This window comes from Tolypothrix sp. PCC 7712, from assembly GCF_025860405.1.
Taxonomy (GTDB): domain Bacteria; phylum Cyanobacteriota; class Cyanobacteriia; order Cyanobacteriales; family Nostocaceae; genus Aulosira; species Aulosira diplosiphon.
The window spans coordinates 5,775,222-5,799,002 of record NZ_CP063785.1; the positions used below are offsets into that span (position 1 = coordinate 5,775,222).

A 23,781-nucleotide genomic window follows, 5' to 3' on the forward strand; every position below is an offset into this window, starting at 1 on the left:
TCGCAAACATTATTTGATTTGGTATAAGCTATAAAACCGCTTGGATGATGTGGCAGCAAGGTAAACTTAATGCTGAACAACTACCAAGCGGTACTAATAACAATTTGAAAAAAGAATGCGACAGATTGTAGGGGCAAGGCACACCGCACCTGTGTCAACTTAATGTGAAACCCTCTTGGTTGCAAGGTTTTTGCCCTCACCCCCAACCCCTCTCCCACCAGGAGCTACGGTGTACACACAAGTCGTGAAATTCCACCTGAAGCTTGGTTTTGCCCTTTAACTCTGGGCTGTTGGAACGCTCCCGAAGCCTGTCCGCAGCGAGGAGGAACGACGAAGCAATCGCAAAAACTACGGGATTATGCGATTACTTCGCTCCGCTATCGCTGCGCTCGTAATGACAATTTAAGGGGTCTATAACGCCTGAAACCCTTACAGCTACCACTTGTGTGTACACCGTAGCCCACCAGGAGAGGGGAGCAAGAGATTTAATTCCCCTTCTCCTGCGGGAGAAGGGGTTAGGGGATGAGGGCGAGGGTTTTTGTACAACGCCCGCCCTATATAGCTTTAAGCTTAAGTTGACACCAATGGGCACACCGTGCCCTCTAGAATATATTGATGTTTCACAAACATTATTTGATTTAGTAACACTGATTAAAGAAGCCAGAAGAATTGGGGGATTCTCCCCCAAACCCCCGATTGGGTGACGGTTGCGTCCCCCAAACCCCCTCCAAAAAAAATTATTGTTCGGTTTTTTTGTTGAGTAATACCAATTTGAAAAAAGAATGCGACAGATTGTAGAGGCACGGCACGCCGTTCCCTCTAGAATATATTGATGTGTCGTTAAAAATTTTGAAATTATTGGGGAGGCAACAAAGAGATTATCTCCCGAAATCCGAGCAGCTTATCCAGATATCTCTTGGCAGCAAGTAGCTGGTTTTAGAGATGTGCTGATTCATGATTATTTAAAAGTAAATTTAAATCGAATTTGAGGCGTGATTGAGCAGAATTTGCCTCAATTAAAGGCAACTGTTGAGGTGATTTTGCAAGAATTGGGGTAATTGTGAAATATCAAACAAAAAAGCTGTTTTCATCCTTTAGCCTTTACACTTTAGCCTTGATCAGTGGGGTATTGATGGGGCTGACTGTGGCCCCTGTGGGCGCATGGTTCTTAGCTTGGATAGCCCTTGCTCCTCTCTGGGTTTTAATTAATAAAGAAAATACGCAATTAGCAGGTAAAAGGCGAAAATTTCTCCTTTTACCTTTATTTTGGGGTATTGGCTATCACGGATTAGCTTTATTCTGGATTACCGGCATTCATCCGATGGATTGGTTGGGTGTTCCTTGGTTAGCAAGCTTGGCAATTACCACCTTCTGTTTAACCTTCGTTACCCTTTGGGGGGCAGCAATAGTAGTTGTGTGGGCGGCTTTGATGGTGCGTTTTGCAGGTAAGAAACCGCTTTTACGTGTGCTGATTGGCACAGCTATTTGGTGCGCTTTAGAAGGAATTTGGAGTGCTGGCGATTTGTGGTGGAGTTCGCTTTCTTACACCCAAAGTCCGCATAATTTAGTAATTTTACATCTGGGGCAACTAGCTGGGCCGAGTGCTGTGACAGCCGCAATTGTCGCCGTGAATGGTTTAATTGCTGAGACGTGGATGCACCGTAAAGACAAGAAGATTTACGCGAATAAATATTTAGCGATCGCAATTGGATTATTCATTACCCTACACATAATTGGTTTTAGCTTATACAGCATTCCCCTGAGTAAACCAGCAGACAAGGCTTTAAAAGTCGGGATTGTGCAGGGTAATATTCCCAACATTATTAAACTTAAACCCGAAGGATTGCGAAGAGCGATCGCAGGTTACACCAATGGCTATTTAACTTTAGCAGACCAGGGTGTGGATGCTGTCCTAACTCCAGAAGGGGCTTTACCGTTTTTTCAGCGTGACTTAGGCACAACTCCCATCATCTCCGCTATCAAGGAAAAAGGCGTGGTAGCTTGGATTGGCGCTTTTGGCGAACAAGGACGCAGCTATACCAATAGTCTATTTACCTACACAGGTAATGGTGAAGTTGTTAGCCGCTACGACAAAACCAAACTCGTACCACTGGGTGAATATATCCCCTTTGAAGAGATTTTAGGTAAACTGATTCAGCGTTTATCACCATTGGACGAACATCAAGTGCATGGTTCACCCAATCAAATATTTGATACACCATTTGGGCGTGCGATCGCAGGCATTTGTTACGACTCCGCTTTTTCTGCTCAATTTCGCCGTCAAGCGGCTGCAGGTGGGCAATTTATCCTGAGTTCCTCCAACGATGCCCATTACACTGCTGCGATGCCATTCCAGCACCATGCACAGGATATCATGCGGGCGATTGAAACCGATAGATGGTCTGTACGGGCGACAAATACAGGATATTCAGGGTTTATCGACCCTCATGGTAAAACCTTGTGGATTTCTGGCTATAATACCTACGAAATTCACGCCGAAACGATATATAAACGGCAAACAGAAACTTTATATGTGCGTTGGGGTGATTGGTTGACACCTGTATTACTAATATCCAGTGGCGCAGCTTGGTTAGTGAATTGGAAAATGCAGCGCGCAACTGAAGAGTAAATTATTCACATTTAGCAGCTTTGGTGCGTTGCGCTACGCGACAACACACCCTACTCTTGTCATGAGAACTGCAGTTTTAACTACAAAATTATCTGCTTATTTGTTATATGCAGCTTCAACTTATATTGCTTAGTTTAGCAACTGGTCATCGCCATTACAAATTGAAATTTTGATTTAGTGTAAAAAGCAATATTAGCAGCAATAAATGCTGCTCAATGATGACAAAATAAATAGGGGATGTCTACTAAAGTTTTTTATAAAAATTGAAAAACTCAATTTTTATAATTCTGTTTGAAACTATATTTGGAGATGTAATTTATCGCTGGATTGGGTTAACAAAGTTAAACAAAAATTTACTGTTAAAGAAGTAGGTCATCAGTGTGGAACTTGTCGCTTTGGAGAAGACCCTAAAACTTCAGTACTAGATATTAATTGCCGCACCCATGATATTGATAATCTCTATGTGGTTGACGGCAGCTTTTTCCCTTCTAGTGCTGCGGTTAATCCATCGTTGACTATTATTGCTAATGCTTTGCGAGTTGGAGAGCATTTGTTAGCAAGAATGAGTTAAAGGGGAATGGGGAACTCGGGGCCCCCTCTGGGGATAAGGGGTAATGGGGAAAGGGGAAAAGGGAAAGGGATTAGTATTGTGCTAGTGTGCCTAATTTTAACAAAAGTATTTAGGTAGAGGGTTTAGCAATGCTCACCTGTATCAACTTAATGTGAAACCCGCTCTTGTGCAAGGTTTTTGCCCTCACCCCCAACCCCTCTCCCACCAAGAGCAAGAGATTTAATTCCCCTTCTCCTGCGGGAGAAGGGGTTAGGGGATGAGGGCGCGAGGTATTTGTACAACGCCCACCCTATATAGCTTTTAGCTTAAGTTGACACCTTAGCTTAAGTTGACACCAATGAGCAATGCTAAACCCCTAAGAAAAATCTACCTGTGTCAGGATTTGTGTGAATTGGTATTACACAGCAACACCAGATTTTTTAGCCGGAAGTTGCTAATTAACCATCACCTTTTCCTTGTTTGATAAAGCAACTAGCTGATAGAGCTTTTCTTCAAACTTCTCCTGGCAAACTGACCAATCAAAGTCTAATATCGAAGGGCGAGCGTTTTGAGTCATTGCTGTTTTCAGTTCGGGATTTTCTAAAATAGCAATGATTTTTTGGGCGAAATCTGCTGGGTTGTTGGGTTCAGCCAGGAAGCCGTTATGTCCGGGAATCACTTGTTCTGCGGTTGAGGGTGCTAAAGCTGCAACTACAGGAGTTCCGGAAGCTAGCGCTTCGTTATTAGTGGTGCAAAAGTTTTCGGTGACGGAGGGGTTAACAAAAACATCGGCTCTAGCAAACCAACCTAAAAGTTCTGTCCCGTGAGATTCTCCCCAAATCGTAATTCCCGATTTAAACTTTTGGGCGCGTTTTTTGATTTGCTCATCTAAGGGGCCGCTACCAACGATAACTAAATGTACATCGGGAATTTTGGCAGCAATGTGAGGGAATGCATCTATTAATTGGGTAACATTCTTTTCGGCGGTAATGCGTCCAACAAAGAGGATGGTTGGTCTGCGATCGCCTGGTATGGGATCATAACAAATATTACGAGGATGGAATTTTTCGCAATTAATACCTTGATAGGGCAAGTATTCCCCGCGTTGACATTGTAATTTCTGGTATTTAGTTAGCTGTTCCCGCGAGGAAAATACATTGACGGTGTAAGCATCGCTGACTTGCTTAACTATTAAGGGAATAATTGGACGCAGTAAGCTAAAGAAGAAGCTACCTAAGTAATATTTGATATAGGCAACGATATCTGTATGGAAAACTGAGATAATCGGAGTCTTTGTTTGCTTGGCATATTTAACTCCTACAGCACGACCGTACCCTTGCAAGAAAACTGAGTAAGCTCCTCTCATTTGGGCTGATTCTTCAACAACGATAATATCGGGTTGAAAGTTCAACAGTAATTTAGTATCACTCCAATGTTTGTAACTTAATGGTTGAGGTAGAGACTTATAGAAAATCAGTGGTTGAGTAGGAAATGCATAGGAAGAAAAGTTAGGAAATTTCTGTAACTCTTCTAATCCTGGCATCGGACGATTCCCAACTTGTTTGGGGTATTTATCATTAAATTCGGGATGGATGAGAAATACTTCATGTCCCTGCTCTAATAACCAACGAACTCGCTGATGTACTGCTACTGAAACCCCTGTAAGGAAGGGAGCATACAATCCTGTAAAGAGAGCAATCCGCAGAGGTTGGTTTGTCATAATAAAGGAGATATTTCATGAAAAAGCTGGTTTTGGTTTTAGGATTTACGCAGCAGAAATTTCATGAGAATGGGCATGGGGCATTGGGCATGGGGCATTGGTAATGAGTAATGAGTAATGAGTAATGAGTAATGAGTAATGAGTAATGAGTAATTGGAATATCTCCCAGTTCCCAGTTCCCAGTTCCCAATCCCCAATCCCCATTACCCCTTATCCCCAGAGGGGGCCCCGAGTTCCCCAGTCCCCAATCCCCATTACCCCTTATCCCCAGAGGGGGCCCCGAGTTCCCCAATCCCCAGTCCACAGTCAACCGTCAACCGTCAACAATCAACAATCACCTAAAGAGAAAGTTTGCGATCGCTTGGTTGGTCTACGATTTTATAAGGGCGATAGTCGAGGAGGCGAATGTTCCAAGGGCCTTTGATATCGTAGGTGATGCCGCGCCACTTGACTTTTGACATCCACACAGAGAGAAACATGGCACAACCATAAACCCACTGGGTAAAGGGAATCCCAATGAAAATTTTGAAGATGGTTGCTGGTGCGAGTTTTGTTATCGGTTCACCATGACGGTGCAGGACTTGCTGTATCTCTTTTTCTAAAACAATTACCAGCAAGAGAAGTCCCAACATATAGCCAATGTAACAACTCAAGCAGAAAACTGCAGTGTTCCATTGTTGGGTAAATAATGCTGCTACGAACAATACAATCAGCAGAGTTGGCAATAATATAGTCAAAATCGTGTCGCCAACTACAGCTAACCACCAGGGATGATACAGCCTCGAAGATATTAATTGACGCTGTAGCCAGTATCTTAAGCTGGGTAAATCTGATTCTTCCCGATTTAGCATCAATAAGGAAGGTACAAATTTTACCCGTAATTTATTTTTGCCTAAGACACTACGCATCATAGTATCTTCGCCAAATGCCTTACTCCACTTATCTAAAAGCCCTGTTTGACGCAGTACTTCCGTTTTGACAGCGAGAGTTCCACCCCAAGGAATGCCATATAAATACATCTGCACAACTGCAGATACATTCCAGATGTAGCGCACTAAAGAACCCCAATATTTACCTGTAGGTAAGTACCAACGGTTACCAGTTGTTGCGCCAATATGGGGATTATTTAAAGGGCTGACTAATTCCCGCAGCCAATTAGGATGAACGATGGTATCAGCATCGACTAAAGCAACTACCTGATAGGAATCATCTAAATCTGACGCTGCTTGCAGTAGAGAACTGCACTTCAGGCTACAGTTTTTGCGAATAATTCTCAAAGGGCTAATTTCAACATTAGTTGCTTTTAGCTCTTGGATAGTATCAGTCGCAATTTTCCAAGCTGGATCTTCTTGACGATCAACAATCAGCTTTAAATCATACTGGGGATAGTTCTGATTTAATAAAGCACGCAAACAATTAGGCAGAAAAGGATCTGCACCCCGCAAACAAAGAACGATCGCAGTTTTGGGTAACTTGTCATCTGGCAATAATTTCCCCTGATTAGAACGCAAATTCCACAAGAAAACAAGAATCAAAAATACCTGAATGGCCAGCCATCCCAGTACAATCTGAGACAACAATCTCGCCAAATCGTTCATGTTTGCTCACCTAGAAGATTCCATGAAAGTGCTGTTTTAGGATTTACGCAGCAAAGATTTCTGGAAAATTCTTAATGCAATGGGCATGGGGCATGGGGCATGGGAAATTCGTAATTCGTAATTCGTAATTCGTAATTCGTAATTCGTAATTCGTAATTCGTAATTCGTAATTGGAATTTCTCTCCCTCATCTCCCTCATCTCCCTCATCTCCCAGTCCCCAATCCCCATTACCCCTTATCCCCAGAGGGGGCCCCGAGTTCCCCAATCCCCAATCCCCAGTCCCCAGTCCCCAATCCCCAATCCCTCACCGATACTTCCGATACTCTACTAACCGAATATTCCAAGGGCCGGAAATGCGGTAGGTGATACCACGCCAGTTCATTGTAGACATTCTCAAAGAAGACAACATTCCTAACCCATAAAGCCATTGAGTTAGGGGAATGCCGATGAGGAGTTTGATGATGGTGGGAAATGAAATTGGTGTTGGTTTTTGATGGCGATCGCGAATTATTTGCTGGACTCCATGCTCTAAAATCAGCATGAGCCAAAGTAATCCAAAGGTATAGCTGCTATAACACGCCAGCAAAAAGACGAAATCATCCCATTGCGAAGTAAATAATGCCCATAGCAAACACATCAAGACTAAAGTCGGTTGCAAGATGCTGGAAAACGTATCACCAAAAATCGCTGAGGGTTGAGGATGATAAAGCCGAGAAAAAGTGAGTTGACGCTCAATCTGGTTTCTTAAGGTGGGTAAATCGCATTCTTCCTGATTGAGCATCAATAAAGAAGGTACAAATTTTACCTGCAGCCTATGTTTTCCCAAGACGCTACGAATCATGATGTCTTCGCATACAGCACGACTCCATTTATCGAGTAGTCCTGTTTTTTGAATGACTTCGGTTTTAATCGCTAAAGTCCCACCCCAAGGTATGCCAAACAGATACATCTGTATAACTAAGGAGACGTTAGCTATATAAGGTACTAAAGACCACCAGTGTTTACCTGTGGGTACATACCAACGATTACCTGTGGTTGCTCCTACCTTAGGATGGGATAAGGGGTTAACTAATTCGCGCAGCCAATTAGGATGAACGACAGTATGGCTATCCACTAAAGCGACTACTTTATAGGAATTGTCTAATTCTGAGACTGCTTGGACTAGAGAACTACACTTGAGACTAGAATTGTTGTTTATTGCTCGCAATGCGCTAATTTCAACATTAACTGCGCCTAGTTCTTGGATGGTGTCAACAGCAATGTTCCAAGCTGGGTCTTCTTGATGATCGACAACAACCTTTAAATCATAGTTGGGGTAGTTCTGTTTGAGTAAAGCACGCAAACATTGTCTCAGATATGGATCTGCTCCACGTAGACAGAGAATCACCGCTGTTTTGGGTAACTGGTCATCTGGTAACAAGTTCTTCTGGCTTGGATTCAGAGACACCAAAAACACCAGGGTTAAACATACCTGAATTGCCAGCCAACCCAACAACGAGTTACACAGAAATTTGACCAAATCTGGCATTAATTATAAAGCCTCCTCAAGAAGCGGTGATGAGCCATATCAATTTGTAGTTCGTAATTCGTAATTACAAATTTTGTAGGGTGCGTTACGCCTTCGGCGTAACGCACCGTGAATTGCTTAAGTGGGGTTTAGATCCCCGACTTCTTCAAGAAGTCGGGGATCTGCTGGGTAGTTTGTCCTCAGGTGGTGCGTTGCGCTGCGCGACAACACACCCTACAATTCCCCAACTTCAGCTTTTTTAGGGGTCAAGGGAATATTTGACTGTGATGTTGACGGTGGTGTTTTTGTTGACTGCAAAACTAGCATCGCGGAATTTGGGTGTTCCAGTTTGGATGGAGACTGTAGGGTTGTTGGAAATACCAAATCCTTCAGTGGGAATACCGAAAAAATCTTTATTGACTTTGCGATCGCCATTTTGATCGTCAACGATGGCGACAGCGTAATTTCCAGGCTTTAAGCCGGAAAATTGGTGTTTTAAGGTGCTACCTGTAATTTTTTTACAAACACCTTGTAATACATTGGAAGTATTGGAGGGAAATCCTTTCTCTTTGTCTTGAGAATAAACTCCGATACAAATTTGTCCCTTTTGGTGTTTGATACCATTGACTACGACAGTCAGGGTTTGCGCTGGTGCAGCATTCACAAGCTGAATGGAGGTGAGGCTGGCGAAAGTTGCGATCGCTAAGGCTGTAATTTTAGATAGTTTTAACATCATGTATGAGTCTCCTCAAATGGTATGATTGGGAAGTAATTAACCGCCGCTCAAAACTGACAAACGTTGATAAAAGTTTTGGCGGTTTTTCCACAGAGTTTGAGCAGCTAGCTGTAAGTCTTTAAGCAATAAATATTCAGTTCCCTGTAAACGTTTTGGCATCCCGAGCAAGCAAGATAATTTTTCCTGCCAATTTAAAGGCGACTTCCAAATTGATAGCAAAACTTCCCCTAAAATTCTCCAATGTGGGAAGATAATTTTCCCCGCATTTGCTGTATCGAACCACACAGCATAACCATAAAAATCTGGTAACTCGCTGAGTAATTCTTTTTGATTATTGCTGTTAGCCAATAGGTAGTTTGGTAAAAACATACTCATTGATTGTTGGGGATGGCTACGAGCAAAAAAGAGATATTCGGGAATTTCATAAAACCGACCAAGTAAAGCCAACCTTAATAAAAAAATTGCATCTGCGGCTCCACAGCCAATAATATATGGGGATTTCCTGATAGCATCGGCGCGAATTACACCATATATTTGATAACAGTAATGCTTGGTCAGCAACTCTTGAAAACGTTCTTGGGGTTTTGATGAATCAGTTTTAAATTTAATGTCGTAGGTTTGGATAAATTTTCCCTGTTCATCAATGTAAGATGTATGGGCATGACACAAAACTACTGTGGGGTCTTGGTCAAGTATTTCTATACATTTTTGGATAAAATCTGGGGCGTGTAAATCGTCATAGGCTACCCATTTAAAATATTCGCCTGTAGACAATTCAAAAGCACGATTAAAGTTACGAGCGCAACCGATATTTGTGGCGTTACGGTAATAGCGAATACGGTTATCTTTAGCAGCATACTCTCTACAAATTTCTTCTGTTTTATCTGTAGAGGCGTTATCAGAAATAATTAATTCAAAATCTTGGAATGTTTGATTCAAAATACAATCTATAGACTCACGGATAAATTTCTCGCCGTTGTATACAGGTAGTCCAATGCTTAAGCGCCGCAGAGAATTACTCATAAGTTTTGGTAGTGCTGAATGCTGAGTCCTGAAGGCTCAGGACTCAGCACTGTTAGACTATTTCATTAGGTTTTGTAGGTCTGTTTTTTCTAGCCATTCTTTGGTAATTTGTAAGCCCTTTTCCAAATCAATTTTTGGTGCATAATTTAAAAGGCTTTGAGCTTTTTCAATTGAACAAGCATAGGGACGAGTCATAAAATCTATAGACTCTGGAAGAATATCGGCTTTTTTACGAAATAACTTTTGTCCTTGAGCGCGCAATTTCAAAAATAATTTGATTTCGTCTTTACCAATAGACATGGGTTCTGGTGAACCAGATATTGCTGCTAAACGGGTAAAATACTCTTTCCAGGAAGTGTTTTCTCCGTCGGTGATATTGAAGATTTCGCCGTAGGTTTCTTTTTCGATAGCTAGAAAAATAGCATCAATCAAATTATCAACATAGACATGATTGATTACTCCATGCTCATCATTAGCATAGGCGAATAATTTTTGGCGCATAAAATGAACCGGACGCGCTACCCAGGGGATACATCCTGGCCCGTAAACATCGCCGGCACGAATTACAATTACACCAAAATCTGGCGGGTTATTGAGTGGTAATAATGCAACTTCTGCTTCAATTTTGGTTTGACAGTAGGGGTTGCTTTCTTCAGCTAGCGGCTCGGATTCAGTGACGCGATCGCTATAATTAAACCCATACACCAATACGCTAGAAAGATGCACAAAAGTTTTGACACCAGCACTTTTGGCTGCTTTCGCTATTGTGATGGTTCCGTCAACATTCACCTCACGAAAATCTTTCAGAGGGCCAGCTTCTTGAGCAAGTTGAGCGGTATGTAAAACGATGTCTACTCCTTCACAAGCTTTTTGAGCAGTTTTGGCATCGTTAATTTTACCAACAATCACCTCAACGCCTAAATTTTTTGCTTTTGTATCCTGAGTACCAGAACTTTGTAGTCCTTTGACTTTCATTCCCTTGGCTATGGCTAACTCAGCCGCACGATAGCCAATAAAATCGTCAATTCCGGTAATCAGAATAGTTTTATTTTCAAAGTTCATAAAGCAGAGATGATTGATGAAGGGAAGTAAAGAAAACTAATGGTGTTGACTGTTGACTGTTAACTGTTGACTGTCAACTACTTAACAAAGTGATTAGGCAACTAATATGTGTTTAGTTGAGTGTCTATGTGTTGAGAAAATAATTTATCTAGCACAGAGGAACAAAGACACCGACAAGAACAAGAATTAGAAAATATCAGCCGGGTCAGCAGAACGTAGTTTGTTGATAGCTAAAGACCCTGAAGTTAAACACATTAATGTGGCTGATACAAAGACTAATGATGCATTATTAAATGTCATCACAATGGGCAGTTTTGTTGCTTTCATGGCAAAATCATATAACAGCACGGAAAAGATAAATCCGGGTATATAACTTAAAACTGCCAATATCAAAGCTTGTTGAAAGACAACATTTAATAAATATCTATTGGCATAACCCATAGCTTTTAATGTTGCGTAAGCTACGAATTGTGTAGCAATGTTGCTGTAGAGAATTTGGTAAACAATTACTACACCTACCACAGAAGCCATTGTTAGCATTAAGCTGAGAATAAAACCGATTGGTGTTCTCACAGCCCAATATTGTTTCTCAAAATCAATGAAACCTTGGTATGTAAAAACTTGCACATCATTAGGTAAGGATGCTTGTAAATCTTTCAGCACCTTATTAGGGTCTGTACCTGGTTTTAAGGTAATTACACCCACGTCAATCATTTCCGCAGGGCGGGTGTTGGGATTGATTCTGAGAAAAGTTGAATCGCTAACAATTAAGTTACCATCTACCCCAAAGGAAGGCCCCAAACTGAATAAACCTGCAACTCTAACACGATAACCAATTAAAGAGTTAAAGGGAAAGATTTCAACAGTTTGTTCGGTCTGACCTTGATCGAATCTTTCTGGAATCGGCCCAAACTCGGAACGTGAATCTCTGTCAAACAGCATCATGTCCGTAATTTTGAGCTTATCTAAATTCTCTTCAACCTCTGGGATATTTAAAACAGATCTGCCTGGATCAAACCCAATCACATAAATTGAATATTTCTCGTTATTTACCGGGTTTTTCAACTTGGCAAATTGCACATACATGGGGCTAACAGACTCAACACCATCAAACCCCAAAGCTTGATATAAACGAGTCCGAGAAAAGCTTTGATTGGAAGTCAAAGATTTGTATTGAGAACTAACTACAAACAAATCTCCTTTCAAGCTTTGATGTACTGCAGTAGCACTAGAATAAAGTGCATCTTGGAAACCTAGCTGAATAAACATCAGCAGCACAATAAAAGCAATCCCCGCTACAGCTACCAGAAAACGAACTTTTTGCTGGACTAATTGTAGCCATGCTAAAGGAATCTTAAAATTCATGAATTTTTGTCATTTGTCATTTGTCATTGGTCATTTGTCATTGGTCATTTGTCATTGGTCAGTTGATTGTTGACCGTTGACTGTTGACCGTTGACTGTTGACTAAATATGAATTGCTACATCCACTTGTAAGTTGGTGAGGCGTGATACCTTGGCACTTTCTTTTGGATCGTCTATGCAGATTTTGACTTCAATAATTTTGCGATCGGTGTCGGAACTGGGGTTGAGGCTGAAGATACTTTGCTTCTCAACTTGCCAACCTACATTTTCCACGGTTCCCTGCAATTTTCCTACAATGGCTGGGCTGGTAATGGTCACTTTTTGACCTTTACGCACTTTTTGAATATCGGTTTGGTAGACTTCTGCAACTACATACATTTGAGATATGTTACCTATCTCAGCAAAGCCGGAAGTAGCAATTACTTCGCCGGTTCTGGCATGAATTTTTAAAATTGTGCCGTCGATGGGCGATTTGATATAAGTTAAATCGAGGTCGGCTTTTGCTTGTTTGACTGCAGTTGTAGCACTTCTAACTTGGGTTTGTGCTACTTCTACATCTACAGGACGTACTTCTTTGACACTGCTAAGTTGCGATTGTGCTTGTTTAATTTGGCTTTGCAAGGTATCTTGAGTACGTTTTTTGGTGGCTTTGGCTTCTTCCAGCTGCTGTTGTGCAGTTTTGAGTTGCAGTGCTTTGCTATCGCCTACAGAAGCTGCGATCGCACCTTGTTTGAACAATTGCTGATAGCGATCGTTTTCGGTTTTGGCATTTTCTACCTGCGCCTGGAGACGTGCAATTGTGGCTTCTTGGGTTGCAACATCTCCTTTTAATTGGGATTGTAAGCTGGCGATTGTTGCTTTTTGCGCGTCAATATCTCCAGTTTTCGCACCAGATTTTACCTGCGCTAGTTGGGCTTTGGCTACTTGCAGTTTATCTAAAGCTTGTTGCAAAGCTGCTGTCGCACGATTGTAATCTTCCAGGTAAGCCAAAACTTGTCCAGCCTGTACCTTATCTCCTTCCTTAACCAAGAGTTTTTCAACTCGTACACCGTTAATGGAATTAGGTGCAGACAAATAAGTAATTTCGCCTTCCGGCTGTAAACGTCCTAAAGCCGTAATCGCAACTTTTGCAGGCGCAGGTTTTGTGGGGGTATTAGTTGGGCGAGTGTAAAGATTAGAGCGAAAGAATAATGTTGATAAACCGTAAAAAGATGCTAACCCAGTAGCTAAGATGACAGAAACTCCTAAAACAATTTGCCACCGATGAATAGGTTTAGAGAATAACGGATTTTCTTTGTTTGCTGTCATATTTTTATTCCAGTTTTGCTGTGTCGGGGGAATAATTTAAAGGTCTATCTCACTTGATTACATTCGACTTATCCCACTTTATGCTGTTTAAACTCAGTCTAAAAGTTCAGGATGATATGAAGTAAATTAATTGGTAGATTACTTGTCCAATATTAGAAAAATCAGTATATTAACTACTAATTTTTATTTCTTCTTAAGTATTTTCATCCTTCATCCTTCATTGGACTAGCAGGCATGGAATAAGTCTGATTAGTTGTAGGTAATTTTTTTACGCTTTTTTAGGTTAGAAAGATAATTCGTTACAAGCCGATATTCTCCGTGTAGAAGCACTCAATATGAATTAAAGCAACGCCAATAATGTCTTTAAAACCCAGCAAGGTACAAGGATTTATCAAGTAGAGTATATCTGGGCAAGGCAGTGCCTATAGGTGTCAACTTCAGCTAAAAGCGATAGGGTGGGCGTTGTACAAATACCTCGCGCCCTCATCCCCTAACCCTTCTCCCTCAGGGAGAAGGGGAATTGAATCTCTTGCTCCCCTCTCCCTGAGGGGCTGGGGGTGAGGGCGAAACCTTTCACAAGAGCGGGTTTCACGTTAAATTGACATCACTGGGTACTGCCGTGTCCCTACACCTCGCCATATCAATGTTGTACTCTTGCATCTGTTGCTGAATGGTGTTGATTGCTCAAAGCCTTAAATCAACTGGTTTTATACTCAGCACTTGGCTATAGATATGCAAACTAAATGTGGTTTAGCTGAATTGCTAATTACGCTACTACTAAGCATCCTTAGTTTTATCTTCTATAGCCAACAAATTCCAGAACTTAAGAATTAAGTAGCGCTAGCAACAAAAAATCTCCCAAATAATGTAGCGCTGATTGATATGACTAGAAAACTCGGATAAAGCTTTGTTAAAGTATTGCAAAAACACTTTAGCTTGTCAATCAGTTTTCACGGTCTAATTTGTTATTGAATCTCCATAATATCTCGAACAAATGACGAGGAAACGATTAATATACACTAAGTAATACCAATTCAAATAATGTTTGCGACAGATAAATTCTTTGTAAGGGCACGGCATCCTCAATCTTTTGGCATATCAAATATCTTACTGGTGCCGTGCCCCTACTCATCTGTCGCGTTCTTTTTTCAAAATGGTATAATTTTCCTCATTTAGCTCTTAGATATTATGGCTAATCAACTCACATTAATATTATCAATCAATTACTGTTAATTCATTTGTGTACCATTAGACAGTCTGGGGAAATTTGGGACTGGGGATTGGGTATTGGGGACTGGGGATTGGGGACTGGGAGATATTCCAATTACTCATTACTCATTACTCATTACTCATTACCCATGCCCCATGCCCAATGCCCCATGCCCCTTGACTATTGATATCTTAATGCTATGGTTGGTGTTTTGACTGGCTGCACTGAAGAACAGTAGTTATGCCTATTGTGCCAATAAATCAGATTCTCGTTGGTTGCAATCGTCGCCCAATTAAGGGTGATAAGGTGAATGAGTTGAAGGAATCAATTAAGGCTAATGGTCTGTTGAATCCGATTACGGTGGATCAAAAGCTGAATTTGATTGCAGGATTGCATCGGTTGACGGCTTGTAAGCTGTTGGGGTTAGATGCGATCGCGTGTAATATTGTGACTTACCAAAATGCAGAACAAGCGCGGTTAGCGGAAATTGATGAGAATTTAATCCGCAATGAGCTAGAACCGCTAGAACGCTCGGAATTATGGTTAGAACGCGATCGCATTTTGGAACGCATGGGATTGCGGGCGAAGGCGGGAGATAATCAACACACTCTCAAAGGTGGTGAAATGATTTCACTACCTGCAAAACGAACTGTGGAGTTAGCCAAGGAAGCTGGTTACTCTGAGCGCACTTTTCAGCATGGAAAGCAGATTGCGAAAGGGATTCACCCCGATGTCAAACAAATGATTAAGGGAACTGCGATCGCAGAAAGTCCCACGGCTTTATTAAAAATAGCTAGAGCTGGTAGTCAGGAACGCGCTTTAGCAGAAGCCGCACAACAGGCGTTGGAATTAGCCCAGACGCAAGGAGATATCCAAGCAGCACAAAGACAAGCAAAACTGCTAACTGAGGCGCGAAATCAGCAAAAAGATTTACAGATTTTAGCCTACAACAGTGCTTTGGCTGAGAAAGAAACAAAGTTACTGCTCAAAAAAAACCAGCGTCCCTCAGAAGAGTCAGGCGAGAAATTAGCGAACTCAGCTATCAAGGTGACAGTGGGCGAGCAATGGATGCTGGGGAGACATTTGGTATATTGTGGCGATACTTCCAAGCAGGATTTCATGAACCTGCTACCCTCAGATGCAGCATTGGCGATCGCAACTTTTTCCTCAACTTGGAACCATAATTATTTGGCTGGGGAAGCGCGGGTTGTAGCAGTACTGCGATCGCAAGGGCAGATTTACGAATTCTATAGGCACAATCAAATGCCTTTTCAGTACGAATTACTATTAGGAAATATCTATGTAGGGATTTTCTCTCATCAATCTCTATCCCAGCCCCAAACAGCAATTAATCTTGAAGGTGTAGAAGCAATTGTCAATTACTTAATTAATTTATATACCAGTCCCAATAATTTTGTAATTGCGCCTTTTATGGGGAATGGTGAAGTTCTAATTGCTTGCGATCGCATGGGGCGAATTTGTTTTATCGGTGATGAAAATGAAGAGTTGATTAGCCGGGGAATTGGGCGCTGGGAGAAGTGGACAGGAAAGCGATGTCAGAAAATGGGATGATAAAGGACGGAGAGTCTAGCATTGCTCAGTTCCCCTTCTCCCTGAGGGAGAAGGGGTTAGGGGATGAGGGCTTGAGCAATTGTATATAAAACTGACTCGATATCATTAAATATTTGCTCATTACTAAAGCGAATAACAGTAAATTGATGAGATAGCAACCAGTTTTCTCTAATATAATCTTCAGTTTGCTGACTTGCATGAATACTACCATCTACCTCGATAATTAGTAATTTTTCGTGACAATAAAAATCAACAATATATCTATCAATATTATGTTGTCTGCGAAATTTTTTATTTAATAAACGTCGATTTCTTAAACATTCCCACAATATTGTTTCTGCTGGTGTTTCTTGTTTTCTTAATTCGCGAGCGCGTTCTAATAATACATCGGGAATTTGTCGGTTGTTACCTGCTAATTGTGCAATTTCTGCCCTCACCCCTAGCCCCTCTCCCTCAGGGAGAGGGGGATAAGAGTTATTTTTATATTTTTGTTGATTCTCTTGTTCCTGTTCTTTTTCCTTACTCCCTCTCCCACAGGGAGAGGGTAGGGGTGAGGGTTCATATTCCATAATAAAACGTGAATTGACCAACAGTCTTATTCTATGCGCTAAGACTCGCGCTTTTACTATTATTATCTAATGCTTGTTGGGCAACATTTTTCATGCGGCTCGACCTCATTTTGCGGACGCGTTCGCCCTTGGCGTTGGCGAAGCCATCGCTATCTCGAACACCACCTGCTGTTTCATATTGAGGGCTATCTGTGCCGTACTTAATAGCAATTAGCATTAGCATTTTTTGAGAAAGTTTATTCAAATTTTTCTCCATCTCTTCAACTTCAGTTAAAGAAGAATCAGCTAAAGCCAGAGCGTTATTATGAACCTCAAGTTTATTACGTAACTGTTCCATTGACTCTAGCAGTTTGTCCAGACTATAATCATCATCCAGTTTCAGACTTGGATCGATCAATTTCATCCCATCTGCTCTTGACTTAACTTTTTCTAAAACGCTGGATTTACGTTTTTTGCGACTCATAAATTTGCCCCGGTTAAATAATTCTAAACATAGCTTGCCTTAATTAAATCGAAATCTGGTTCAGCATAAATAGCAGTTTTTGAACATATAATTTTCAGCTAATATCAGTAATATTTCGGTATTTAATTACAAAGAAAGGCAGAAGGAAAGAAGTATTAATAAAAACTTTAGTAGGGTGTGTTGTCGCGCAGCGCAACGCACCGTCAAGAATCTCAGGTGCGCGATTCCTATGGCATAACACACCCTTGTATATTGAGTTGAGCAAAGCCGCTACTGAGTTGAACAAAGCCACTATTGAGTTGAGCAAAGCCACTATTGAGTTGAGCAAAGCCACTATTGAGTTGAGAATAGCCACTATTGAGTTGAGCAAAGCCGCTATTGAGTTGAGAATAGCCACTACTGAGTTGAGGAAAGCCGCTATTGAGTTGAGAATAGCCACTACTGAATTGAGAATAGCCACTACTGAATTGAGAATAGCCACTACTGAATTGAGAATAGCCACTACTGAGTTGAGGAAAGCCGCTATTGAGTTGAGAATAGCCACTATCGTTAAGCCAATAGTGGCTTCTGTTGTTAGCGGGCGTTGTACAAATACCTCGCGCCCTCATCCCCTAACCCCTTCTCCCTCAGGGAGAAGGGGAATTAAATCTCTTGCCCCCCTCTCCCGGTGGGAGAGGGGCTGGGGGTGAGGGCGAAACCCTGCAACCAAGCGGCTTTCACCTTAAATTGACACAAATAGGCACTGCCATGCCCTCTAGAATATAAGGAAACGCGATCGCCTAGCATCTTTACGTAATTCACCCTAAACAGCTTGTATCATCTAAAGTAAGCTTCTACACCCAAACCGCCGGCTATGGAATTAAATCTCCGCTTCCCAGAGAATCATCAAGTCATTGTCACATTTGATGGGCAAGACACTGAGAGGCTGGATTTTGCCTCACCATTGAGTGCAGCAGACAGAGAAGAGATTCGCTGGTACTTAGAAACTTATGCGGCACGTTACACCACAGATGTAGACGATACACGGGCGGAAGGGATAGCAAAAAAATTCCGGCAATGGGGCGAAGATTTATTTAATGCGGTTTTTCAACATCGGACTGCTCAACGGCTGTTTAATTATTTTCAAGATCAAAATCAACCAGGACGCTTATTAACAATCAGCGCTAGTCATCCAGCAATTTTATCCCTGCCTTGGGAATTGTTACGCGACCCACAAGGTACTTATTTATTTCACGAAAATCCCCGCATTTCGATTCGTCGCCGCTTGGCTGGTGCAGGGGGTGGACGCAGGCCGTTTAAAGTGCAAGTCAAAGACCGATTGCGGTTATTGTTTGTCGTCAGTCGTCCCAGTGATGCGGGATTTATTGACCCCCGTGGTGAAGCAATGGCAGTATTGAACGCCATTCAACAAGCAGCAGCCGGAAGAGTTGAGGTAGAATTTTTGCGTCCAGCCACCTTGGATAATTTAGTAGCGCGGCTAGAAGACTCGCGCCAACCCCCTGTTGATATTGTGCATTTTGACGGTCATGGGGTATTTGATTTAGATGGGCGTTTCCAAGAACAGGCTAAACATAGCGACCCCGTGGGACTAACTAAAGGCGGGAACGAGAACGGCGGCAATATAGGTTATTTGTTATTTGAGGATAAAGAAGGGAAAAAAGCCCTGATTACTGCCGAAACCTTGGGTGATATGCTGAATCGGCAAAAAGTGGGGTTAATTGTTTTGTCTGCCTGTCAGTCGGCGGCGATGGGTGGGGAAGATGGAGAAGATGCAATGGGTAGTGTAGCCGCTAGGTTAACCCATGCAGGTATTCCCACAGTCTTGGCAATGACTCATTCGGTATTAGTGACAACTACCCAACAACTGTTTGCTAAATTTTATCAGGGTTTAGTATCTGGTGCTGGTATGGGTGAAGCATTAGATAATGCGCGGCGAGACTTGTATCTCAACCAACAACGGGGAGAACGGCAACGGGGTGAGCAACGAGTACAGTTAAAATTGCAAGATTGGTTTTTACCTGCGTTGTATCAAGCGGCTGGGGATACCTCATTATTGCAGCAAGACTTGAACAACCAAGAAAGCGGCGAGTCACCAAAATGGGGAAACTTGCCGGATTTACAAGAAGCTGGATTCTTCGGTCGTAGCCGGGAATTATGGCAGATAGAAAGATGGTTTGTGCAGGGAACGCGCCGCCTCACAGTATCGGGTTTTGGTGGACAGGGAAAAACCTATCTTGTCCAGGAAGCAGGACGTTGGTTACACCGCACAGGGATGTTTGAGAAAGTTTGTTTTGTAGATTATGCTGCTTTTGGTGGTGTGGATGCTGTAGGCTGGGCAGTTAGCACCCTGGCGACAGTGTTAGACGAGAGTTTAATTGATGGGGCGGCGGCAACTCAGGCGTTGCGTAAGCAAGCTACTTTGCTGATTTTAGATAACTTAGAAACCTTGCCAGTAGAAACTCTCCGGGAACTGTTAACTGTGGCAAAACAGTGGTCTGAGGTTGGGGAATGTCGGGTATTACTCACCACTCGCACACCAGATTTTCACCATCCCGATTATCCCACACAAGGCAGTCGCAAACATATCTCCTTATCTTTGCGAGGTTTGGGACAAGAAGATGCCCTAGCGTATTTCCAGAGTTTGATTAAACTGACGCTAGCACCCAAATTTGACCCACCTAAACGGGGCGTATTATTGGAATTATTTAAACTGGTGGATTTTCATCCCCTGTCCATTGGTTTGTTAGCGAAACAGTTGGAAAATCGCCGTCCGGCAGAGTTGGGACAACGCTTAGAAGCGTTGATTGCCCAAACACCAGATAATCCCCTCTTGGCATCGTTGAATTTATCTTTGGAAAGGTTGGATGCTGAAGCAATGCAGTTGTTGCCTCGTTTAGGCGTGTTTCAGGGCGGGGCGTTTGACATTAACTTGCTGGAAATTACAGAAATTTCTGAGTCACAATGGCAAACTTTGCGCCCAGCTTTAGAAGCCACTGGTTTAATTCAGCCCGAATATTTGCCTGGTGTCCGCTATCCTTTTCTCAAATTTCACCCCACCTTAGCACCTGCCTTGTGGCAGCGCTTATCCCCAGAAGCACAGACAGAACTGCTTGCCCATTATCAAGAGTGGTATTATCAAATTTCTAGCTATTTGTATTTTGAAGATAGCAAAAATCCTCATATAATTCGTGCCATTGCCGAACGGGAATTACCGAATTTACTTTATGCAGTTAATGGGACGTTGAATGCAGGTATAGAATGGGCGGTAGAGTTTGTTAAAAATGTAAACAGATTTCTTGGTTACTTTGGACTTAACCGCGATCGCACTAGATTAAATCAACGGATTGCTCAGTTAACTGGGGAAGTAGGTTCTGATACATGGTATCTCAGCCGTAGTAGTTCAGGCGAGCAATTATTCAATGCTGGTCGCTATCAACAAGCAGCGCAAGTGTTTAGTGAGATACTGGCAGAGTTGGGCGAACAACCAAGCTATAACCGCTGTAATACTTTGGGTTGGCTGGGGCGGTGCTTGAGATTGCAAAGACAAACAGCACAAGCAGCAGAAATTTACCGTCAGGCGTTGGTAGTGGCGCAGCAGTTGGAACAGTCTGATAATGTCAAGCAACTGATGGGAACGTCGCAGACTGAATTGGCAGATACGCTGACGGATATGGGAGATTATGGTGAGGCACGCATTGCTTATGAAGCAGGATTAGATATTGCCCAAGAAGTTGGAGACCCTCGTAACGCTGCGGTATCAAATTTTCAACTCGGAACTCTAGCCATGCAGCAAGGCAATCTTTCAGAAGCAGAACAGCGTTACCGTGAAGCACTGACTACTTTCCAGCAACTCAACGAACCAGCAACAGAAGCCAAGGCTTGGCATAACCTGGGTATAGTGTACGAAGAAGGCAATTTGTGGGACGCTGCGGAAGATGCCTACCGAAAATCAGCACAAATTAAAGAATCTCTAGGAAATCTGGCAGATGCAGCAAGTACTTGGCAACAATTAGGCAATCTCAATGCACTTACAGGGAACCTGGGAGAGGCAGAGGCTTGGTTTCGTAAGGCTTTGAAGCAATTTCAACAATTAGAAAATCAAGCAACTGCATCTCAAATATTAAGTAACCTCGCTTTCATACTACAAAACCAACCCCACCGCCTCAGCGAAGCCCGACAATTGGCAGAAGAAGCATTAGCTATCAAGAAAACCTTAGACCCAGCTGCGGCTAAGATTTGGAACGCCTATGACATCTTGGCAGATATTGCCGACAAGCAGGGCGACAGCATCCAAGCTAAAGAATATCGTCGCCAAGCAAGACAAGAAAAAGCGGCGTTTGCGGGGACACAGTATGAGTTGCGGAAATATAGGCGGTTGATTGCAGGGGTAGTAGCTGTTGTGGATAATGCAGAAATCAGGGAACAGCTAGAAATTGAGATAAAGAATCGTGCAGAAGATTTGCCAAATCTCGTTGCTCCCATCCGTCGCATCTTAGCCGGCGAGCGAGATGAGAATATACTGTGCGAGCCGTTAAATTTGGAACATTCTATGATTATCTCCGCTATCCTGCGGGGTATTGCTGACCCTCAATCCCTTGAAGCGTTATTAAATAATTCGTAATTCGTAATTCGTAATTCGTAATTCACCGTAAAAGTAGGGTGTGTTGTCGCGCAGCGCAACGCACCGCCAAGAATCTAATACCAAGTCAAAAATCGCGCTTCTGATGTTAGATGCCAGACAAAATTATATCGTCACCTGTAGGGGCATCGGCACTGCCGTGCCCTTAAGACTGTGTAGACTCAACCGATAACCGCGATCATATTTGCGACACATCAATTATTCTAGGCAATGCCTTGCCCATAGGTGTCAACTTAACGCGAAACCCGCTTGGTTGCAAGGTTTTCGCCCTCACCCCCAACCCCTCTCCCGGTGGGAGAGGGGAGCAAGAGATTTAATTTTCCTTCTCCTGGGGGAGCAAGAGATTTAATTCCCCTTCTCCCGGGGGAGAAGGGGTTAGGGGATGAGGGCGAAAGTTTTTGCACAATTCTAGAGATTTAATTTCCCTTCTCCTGTGAGAGCAAGAGATTTAATTCCCCTTCTCCCGGGGGAGAAGGGGTTAGGGGATGAGGGCGAAAGTTTTTGCACAACGCCCGCCTATATAGCTTTTAGCTTAAGTGGACACCACTGGGCATTGCCTTGCTCCTACCATCTGTCGCATTTTTTTCAAAATGGTATGAGGTGCGTTAGCCTACGGCATAACACACCCTACTACTCTTACTCTCCGCGCCTGTGCGTGATGCAAAATTCATTTATTATCCACTTCCGAAGAATAATCTTCACAAAAAGCTTTCAACCCAATATGAATAATAATCACCGTAATTGCAACAACTAAAGGCGATAACACATCCCCCGAAAAACCCATCCCTACCAACACCCCACCCAAGCGTTCCACAGCATCCTTATTATCCAAATCACCCCATTTCTGCCACTGCTTATTCAGCATTCCCCCTTCTTGGCATAAATCACTTTTAGCAGCGCGTCCAAATTTCTGCAAAAAACTCCGAGAATTTTCTTGTGTAACTTGTGTAATTACTTCGGTTTGTTTTACCAGCAACTTTTCATCTGATATTTTATCCTCTCCTTGTTTTTGCGCTGAATCTGGAGCAGAGCGCAGTTCTATTAACTGGCGGTCAATTTCCGCAGAGAGGGCAGTAATTTCTTCGGGGGTAAAGATGCTGTTCATTACTGAGCTTCAAGAGAATTCTGTTAAGAATAATCATAGAGTAGTATATGCCATGCACAGAAAAACTGCTGTAGTTAGCGACACATCCAAAAGTGATGACGAGTTGCGAGGGGTCAGATCCCCGACTTCTTAGAGAAGTCGGGGATCTAGCAACCCAGCAAAATTAATGAATTTTTGACTGCCTACTACACCTAACTATTCCCCATTACTCATTACCCATTACTCATTACCCATTACTCATTACCCATTACTCATTCCCCATTACTCATTACTCATTCCCCATTCCCCATTCCCCATTCCCCATCTGCTTACCATGCACTTTTATCAAAATTAACCTTTGCTTTATAAAGCACTTATTATTTGTTTAAGTTGAATTATCTTGATAAAACATCAAAAAATTTTGGGTAAATATGATGTTATGTTGAAAAAAATACGGTTAAGGCTTCATACAATCTTTGTACCAATGACAACGTTATCTATCTAACTTATTTATTACGGTGATTATTGTAATTGTTATTTAATCAATATCTAGCCAATCAGCAAGTGAATATGAGGTTGATAAACAAGGCTAAAGCTGACACTCGTGCTTTAGCCTTAATCAAATCTTTTTGTCAGCAACACTCAATTTTTTTTCTTAAATTCCTTTAAACCGATGCTGCGTGGGATGCAAATTGTGCTAGTGTTTGTATTAATTCAAGTCTTTCAAAGCGGCAGGTAAATTAGTT

At 42.3% G+C, this 23,781-nt stretch carries 19 protein-coding genes and 1 pseudogene; 6 read left to right on the forward strand and 14 right to left on the reverse strand.

Annotation, left to right across the window (positions count from 1 at the left end):
* The first annotated feature begins 890 nt into the window (after positions 1-890).
* The 3 genes and pseudogenes from HGR01_RS23715 to HGR01_RS23725 form a co-directional block, all read left to right on the forward strand.
* A complete protein-coding gene (locus HGR01_RS23715; protein ID WP_235623131.1) occupies positions 891-989 on the forward strand; it encodes a HepT-like ribonuclease domain-containing protein in 99 nt (32 codons plus the stop codon).
* A 143-nt stretch (positions 990-1,132) separates the two neighbouring features.
* Entirely contained in the window at positions 1,133-2,629 is a 1,497-nt protein-coding gene (lnt, locus tag HGR01_RS23720; protein WP_045874236.1) for an apolipoprotein N-acyltransferase, read from the forward strand.
* A gap of 346 nt (positions 2,630-2,975) precedes the next feature.
* Positions 2,976-3,200 (forward strand): annotated as a pseudogene (locus HGR01_RS23725) (GMC family oxidoreductase); the annotation flags it as partial.
* A gap of 433 nt (positions 3,201-3,633) precedes the next feature.
* Here the strand turns inward: HGR01_RS23725 and HGR01_RS23730 are convergent.
* The 10 genes from HGR01_RS23730 to HGR01_RS23775 form a co-directional block, all read right to left on the reverse strand.
* Entirely contained in the window at positions 3,634-4,899 is a 1,266-nt protein-coding gene (locus HGR01_RS23730) for a glycosyltransferase (RefSeq protein WP_045874189.1), read from the reverse strand.
* A gap of 45 nt (positions 4,900-4,944) precedes the next feature.
* On the reverse strand, positions 4,945-5,103 hold the full coding sequence (locus HGR01_RS23735) for a hypothetical protein (protein WP_155539629.1): 159 nt from the start codon (positions 5,101-5,103) through the stop codon (positions 4,945-4,947).
* A gap of 134 nt (positions 5,104-5,237) precedes the next feature.
* On the reverse strand, positions 5,238-6,497 hold the full coding sequence (locus HGR01_RS23740) for a glycosyltransferase (RefSeq protein WP_045874188.1): 1,260 nt from the start codon (positions 6,495-6,497) through the stop codon (positions 5,238-5,240).
* 43 nt (positions 6,498-6,540) lie between these two features.
* Positions 6,541-6,726, reverse strand: coding sequence for a hypothetical protein (locus HGR01_RS23745; RefSeq protein WP_264263520.1), 186 nt, complete (start codon positions 6,724-6,726; stop codon positions 6,541-6,543).
* A gap of 76 nt (positions 6,727-6,802) precedes the next feature.
* Positions 6,803-8,026, reverse strand: a complete 1,224-nt coding sequence (locus HGR01_RS23750; protein WP_045874187.1) for a glycosyltransferase — start codon at positions 8,024-8,026, stop codon at positions 6,803-6,805.
* A 238-nt stretch (positions 8,027-8,264) separates the two neighbouring features.
* Positions 8,265-8,738, reverse strand: coding sequence for a DUF2141 domain-containing protein (locus tag HGR01_RS23755; protein ID WP_045874186.1), 474 nt, complete (start codon positions 8,736-8,738; stop codon positions 8,265-8,267).
* Between the two features lie 39 nt (positions 8,739-8,777).
* Positions 8,778-9,764 (reverse strand): glycosyltransferase family 2 protein, encoded by a 987-nt coding sequence (locus tag HGR01_RS23760; protein ID WP_045874185.1) that lies wholly within the window; start codon positions 9,762-9,764, stop codon positions 8,778-8,780.
* A gap of 57 nt (positions 9,765-9,821) precedes the next feature.
* Positions 9,822-10,826: an NAD-dependent epimerase/dehydratase family protein gene (locus HGR01_RS23765; RefSeq protein WP_045874184.1), complete on the reverse strand. Its 1,005-nt coding sequence runs from the start codon at positions 10,824-10,826 to the stop codon at positions 9,822-9,824.
* A gap of 186 nt (positions 10,827-11,012) precedes the next feature.
* On the reverse strand, positions 11,013-12,191 hold the full coding sequence (gene devC / locus HGR01_RS23770; RefSeq protein ID WP_045874183.1) for an ABC transporter permease DevC: 1,179 nt from the start codon (positions 12,189-12,191) through the stop codon (positions 11,013-11,015).
* 101 nt (positions 12,192-12,292) lie between these two features.
* Positions 12,293-13,498: an ABC exporter membrane fusion protein gene (locus HGR01_RS23775; protein ID WP_045874182.1), complete on the reverse strand. Its 1,206-nt coding sequence runs from the start codon at positions 13,496-13,498 to the stop codon at positions 12,293-12,295.
* Between the two features lie 1,287 nt (positions 13,499-14,785).
* On the opposite strand from HGR01_RS23775, the gene HGR01_RS23780 reads away from it, so the two are divergent.
* Together HGR01_RS23780 and HGR01_RS23785 are read left to right on the forward strand one after the other, a co-directional pair.
* Positions 14,786-14,923 carry a hypothetical protein gene (locus HGR01_RS23780; protein WP_155539625.1) on the forward strand — a complete coding sequence of 46 codons (138 nt, stop codon included), beginning with the start codon at positions 14,786-14,788 and terminating at the stop codon, positions 14,921-14,923.
* Positions 14,924-14,948: 25 nt separating this feature from the next.
* On the forward strand, positions 14,949-16,280 hold the full coding sequence (locus tag HGR01_RS23785) for a ParB N-terminal domain-containing protein (protein WP_045874181.1): 1,332 nt from the start codon (positions 14,949-14,951) through the stop codon (positions 16,278-16,280).
* Positions 16,281-16,336: 56 nt separating this feature from the next.
* Here the strand turns inward: HGR01_RS23785 and HGR01_RS23790 are convergent, their stop codons facing one another.
* The 3 genes from HGR01_RS23790 to HGR01_RS23800 all read right to left on the reverse strand — a co-directional run bounded on the left by HGR01_RS23790 (position 16,337) and on the right by HGR01_RS23800 (position 17,920).
* Positions 16,337-16,849, reverse strand: coding sequence for an endonuclease domain-containing protein (locus HGR01_RS23790; RefSeq protein WP_228045420.1), 513 nt, complete (start codon positions 16,847-16,849; stop codon positions 16,337-16,339).
* Positions 16,850-16,880: 31 nt separating this feature from the next.
* Positions 16,881-17,312: a hypothetical protein gene (locus HGR01_RS23795; RefSeq protein ID WP_045874180.1), complete on the reverse strand. Its 432-nt coding sequence runs from the start codon at positions 17,310-17,312 to the stop codon at positions 16,881-16,883.
* A 227-nt stretch (positions 17,313-17,539) separates the two neighbouring features.
* Positions 17,540-17,920, reverse strand: coding sequence for a hypothetical protein (locus tag HGR01_RS23800; protein ID WP_045874179.1), 381 nt, complete (start codon positions 17,918-17,920; stop codon positions 17,540-17,542).
* 245 nt (positions 17,921-18,165) lie between these two features.
* Between HGR01_RS23800 and HGR01_RS23805 the strand changes: the two genes are divergently transcribed.
* Entirely contained in the window at positions 18,166-21,933 is a 3,768-nt protein-coding gene (locus tag HGR01_RS23805; protein ID WP_045874178.1) for a CHAT domain-containing protein, read from the forward strand.
* A 685-nt stretch (positions 21,934-22,618) separates the two neighbouring features.
* Here HGR01_RS23805 and HGR01_RS23810 read toward each other — a convergent pair.
* Entirely contained in the window at positions 22,619-23,056 is a 438-nt protein-coding gene (locus HGR01_RS23810; protein ID WP_045874177.1) for a hypothetical protein, read from the reverse strand.
* Positions 23,057-23,781 lie beyond the last annotated feature (725 nt).